General features: G+C 63.6%; 2 protein-coding genes and 2 pseudogenes. All 4 read right to left on the reverse strand.

The genetic code is table 11. From position 1 onward, the window contains the following. Positions 1-636 (reverse strand): annotated as a pseudogene (locus Q1X76_RS09905) (sulfite reductase, dissimilatory-type subunit alpha); the annotation flags it as partial. 370 nt (positions 637-1,006) lie between these two features. Then, positions 1,007-2,653 carry a sigma-54-dependent Fis family transcriptional regulator gene (locus Q1X76_RS09910; RefSeq protein ID WP_300719711.1) on the reverse strand — a complete coding sequence of 549 codons (1,647 nt, stop codon included), beginning with the start codon at positions 2,651-2,653 and terminating at the stop codon, positions 1,007-1,009. Between the two features lie 649 nt (positions 2,654-3,302). Then, a complete protein-coding gene (locus tag Q1X76_RS09915) occupies positions 3,303-3,539 on the reverse strand; it encodes a dissimilatory sulfite reductase D family protein (RefSeq protein WP_300719713.1) in 237 nt (78 codons plus the stop codon). 60 nt (positions 3,540-3,599) lie between these two features. Next, positions 3,600-3,723, reverse strand: a pseudogene (locus Q1X76_RS09920) (sulfite reductase, dissimilatory-type beta subunit); the annotation flags it as partial.

Genomic DNA, 3,723 nt, shown 5'->3' on the forward strand with positions numbered 1-3,723 from the left:
GTAGGGGAAGGCGGGACGGTGCAGTTCGTCCTGGTAGTCCTGGGTCAGCTGGTAGCACATGTCCTGGGTGTTGTAGCAGGCATATTCGCAGCGGGACTGACCGAGGCAGGCTTCGGGGGTACGCAGGTTGGAGCCGGAACCGCCGAGGTCGTTGTGCAGTTTGTGGGTCAGGTCGTGGAAGATCTCTTCCAGCTGCGGGGTCTGGGTGCCTAGGAGCACGATGTCACCGGTGGAACCGTGCATGTTGGTGATACCGGAACCGCGCAGGTCCCAGATGTCGCACAGATCGCGCAGGAACTGGGTGTTGTAGTATTTGGCGGCGGGCTGGGCCACACGCATGGTGTGGAAGTGGGCCACGCCGGGGAACTTTTCGGGCTGGTCGCAGTAACGGCCGATGACGCCGCCGCCGTAACCGAACACGCCCACGATGCCGCCGTGCTTCCAGTGGGTCTCCTTTTCCTCGTAGGAAAGTTCCAGGACGCCCAGCAGGTCTTCAGGGGCATCAGCGGGGATCTGATAGTCGAGTCCTTTGGGATTGGCCGCACGGGCGGCGGCTTCCTGTTTGATGTCGGACACAAAGCTCGGCCAGGGGCCGCTTTCGAGCTGGTCCAGCAGGGGAGTCGCATGTTTCGGCATTGCCATACCTCCATGAGTGCATATTTCAACGAATAATCGTTGAATATTTTACCAAATGCTGAAAAACGACGCATCCTCGGGGGTAAAGATGGCCTTTTCAGCCACGGCATGGCCTTCTTGTAACAAAAAATCGTTGCTTTTGGCAAGAGAAAAAGAGGAATTTTCGTTTTTAGGCTGTGAGATTTATATCCATAGCATTATTTTAACGAAAAATCGTTGTTAAGAGGGAGTGAAGCGCACGCGGTCCGGCACAGGCAGGGCCATACGAGGACACGCCGTCCCCTGCGCCTTTAGCAGGAGTCTTGGCAGGCCGCAGGGGACACGGGGGTCGCGGGCCGGGATCTTCAGCGTGTGCGCCTCGCGGCCCGGATCAGGCGTCCTGTTTGCGGAGGCCGAACTTCTTGATGCGGGAGCAGAGCGTGGTGGGGCTGATGCCCAGCAGGGCCGCGGCCCCGTCCTCACCATAGATCTTGCCGTGGCAGCGTTGCAGGGCATTGGCGATATTGGTCCGCTCCAGGGCCTGCATCTCCGCCTCGGTAAAGACGATGGCGTTGTCGTCGGCAGGCAGGGCGGGCCGGGGAGCGGCAGAGGGAGGGGACGGAGGCAGGGCCTCCAGGTGCAGGAGCCCGTCCGTGCTGCCTGCGGCCGCGCGCAGGAGGCATTCCTGCAGTTCACGGACATTGCCGGGCCAGGCATAGGCTTGCAGGCGTCCCGGAGCATCGTCGGCAAAAGCCAGTTCCGGCCGCTGCAGGTGGGCGCGGTCATGCTCCAGAAAGGCCTGGGCCAGCGGCAGGATGTCTTCCGGGCGCTCACGCAGGGGAGCGATGCGGATGGGGAAGGCGTTGAGGCGGTAATAGAGGTCTTCGCGGAAATGCCCCGCACGCACCAGATCGCAGAGGTCGCGGCTGGTGGCGGCCACAAGGCGCACGCTGAGCCTGTGTCCGCTCTCCTCGCCGCCGCGCCGGAACTCCTTGTCCTGCAGCACGCGCAGGAGCCTGGCCTGCAGAGGCAGGGGGAGCTCGTCCACGGCATCCAGGAAGAGCGTCCCGCCGGAGGCGGCCTCCAGAAAGCCCATGCGGGCGCCCGCATGGCCGAAGAACTCGTCCTCGAAGCTGTCGGGCGCGATGGCGGCACAGTTGACCCGCACCAGCGGCCCGCCGGCCACGAAGCTTTGCCGGTGCAGCTCGGCGGCCACGGCTTCCTTGCCGCTGCCGGCCTCGCCGGTGATGAGGACGGGCACGTCCGTACAGGCCACCTGCCGGATCTTTTCCTTCAGCGTGCGCATGCAGGGGCTGTCGCCCGTCAGCGCCAGGGCGGCCGGGGGAAGGGCGTCGTTCTTCAGATAGGCGTTCTCGATCTCCAGCTGCCGTTTCAGGCGGGTCAGCTCTTCAAAGGCCTGGGCATTGGCGATGGAGACCGCCAGATAGTCCGCGATCATGCGTAAGCGGTCCATGGCCTGCGCATCCTGCACTTCGCGGCTGAAGACCGCGAAGACCCCCAGCACGCGGCCACGGTGCACCAGCGGCTGGCCCAGGAAGGTGCGGATGCCTTCCTGCCGTATCCAGTCGGGCGAGGTCACCCAGTCCATGTCCGGGCGGACGGCATCCACATGATAGGCGGTGCCTGACTGGGCGATGAGCCCCACCTTGCCCAGCCCTAGGGAAAACCGGCTGTGCTCGCCGTCCAGAGCCGTCCAGACATGCCCGTCCACGCGGGAGCGCCCGGTACTGGCCGCCAGCCGCAGGCACTGGCGATGGTCACGGCAATCATAGAAATGGCGGCAGCTGGCGCAAAGGCTCGGCTCGGTCTGCTCCAGCAGCCAGATGCGGCACAGGGCCACGTCCTGCCGGGCGGCAAAGGTCTCCGCCACCAGGCGGAAGATCTGGTCCAGCGACTGGCAGCGGGCCATCTCCAGAAGCAGGGCCCGGGTCTGGCCCATGTCCTGTTCGGGGGCTGGCGTTCCGGCAGGCAGGTCCGGTGTGGCCCCGGTGCGGGGGGAAGCAGGATGGTCGTGCATGGTCTCTCCGTCTGATGGCTGCTGTATCCAGGACTGACGGGAGCGGGAAGGCGCTCCCCGTGCTCTTCGCGTCCGGCCCGGCCGTGGCGGGGCAGGCGTTTTGGGGCGTGTTGCAGCCACAGACTACTGGTGACGGCAGGCTTTTTCAACGAAAAATAGTTGGAGCGGCAACGATGTCTCCGTGTTCGCGGGGATATCCGCCTTTGTGTGGCAGGCGTGAGCTTCCTTTTCCCCTGTCCGGGGCGGAGCGCCGCTCCCGGCACGGACGTGAAGAGCGTACCGCCATGGCCGGGGAAGGAGCTGATGCTCCCGGTGCCATGACGAAGAGCACTGCGGAGGATGCGTGCAGGGCGCCGGAACGGCCTGCAGGAGCTCTGAGGAGAGCGGAGAGGAGGGAGACAGGTCGGGCCCTGTTCGGCAGCATCGAGGGGCCGCCAAGGCCAGTACGGAGCGTGGGGCGCGGGGATGGCAGGGGCCCACGCCGGAGGGCTGAGGATAGCGCAGGCCCGGGCATATATTTGCAAGGACAGAAACAAGAAATGCCACAACAGGATGTTGCGGCATTCCTTGAGAAAGGAGTTGAAGCTCCAATGGCCTTTGTAAACGCGCAGACGTTGCAGTCCGGGGCGTTCAAAAGCCGAAGGCGCGACTAGTCTTCGCCTTCGGTGTGGGCCTGCTTGCCAGCGCCCTTCAGGCCGTACATGGTGGTGGAACCGGAGGACCAGAATTCCAGCACTTCTTCGTTCACCAGCTTGGTGAGGATCTTTTTCACTTCGCGGGGGCCCTTGTCGGGGAAGAGGTCCGTGAAGTCCTTGAAGTAGAACTTGGACTTGGAAGCGGATTTGCTCTTCAGGAATTCGACAACAACGTCTTTTTCGTCAGCCATTTTTTTTCTCCTGAACCCGGCAGCGCCGGAAAGCGCTGCCGGGGTATTGTCAAGCTCGGCTTAGAACTTGAACTGGGTGCTCTGACGCCAGGTGTAGTAAGCCGGATCGCGGAAGTCGTCGATCAGGTGGTGGGTGAACTGCAGGCCGGTCAGCTTGAAGAAGGATTCCCAGCCGATACGTTCG

Source organism: uncultured Desulfovibrio sp. (genome assembly GCF_949282365.1).
Classification (GTDB): Bacteria; Desulfobacterota; Desulfovibrionia; order Desulfovibrionales; family Desulfovibrionaceae; genus Desulfovibrio.

Coding starts and splice junctions, on each gene's coding strand:
- Q1X76_RS09910 (WP_300719711.1), bottom strand. CDS start 2,653: ATGCACGACCATCCTGCTTCCCCCCGCACCGGGGCCACACCGGACCTG.
- Q1X76_RS09915 (WP_300719713.1), bottom strand. CDS start 3,539: ATGGCTGACGAAAAAGACGTTGTTGTCGAATTCCTGAAGAGCAAATCC.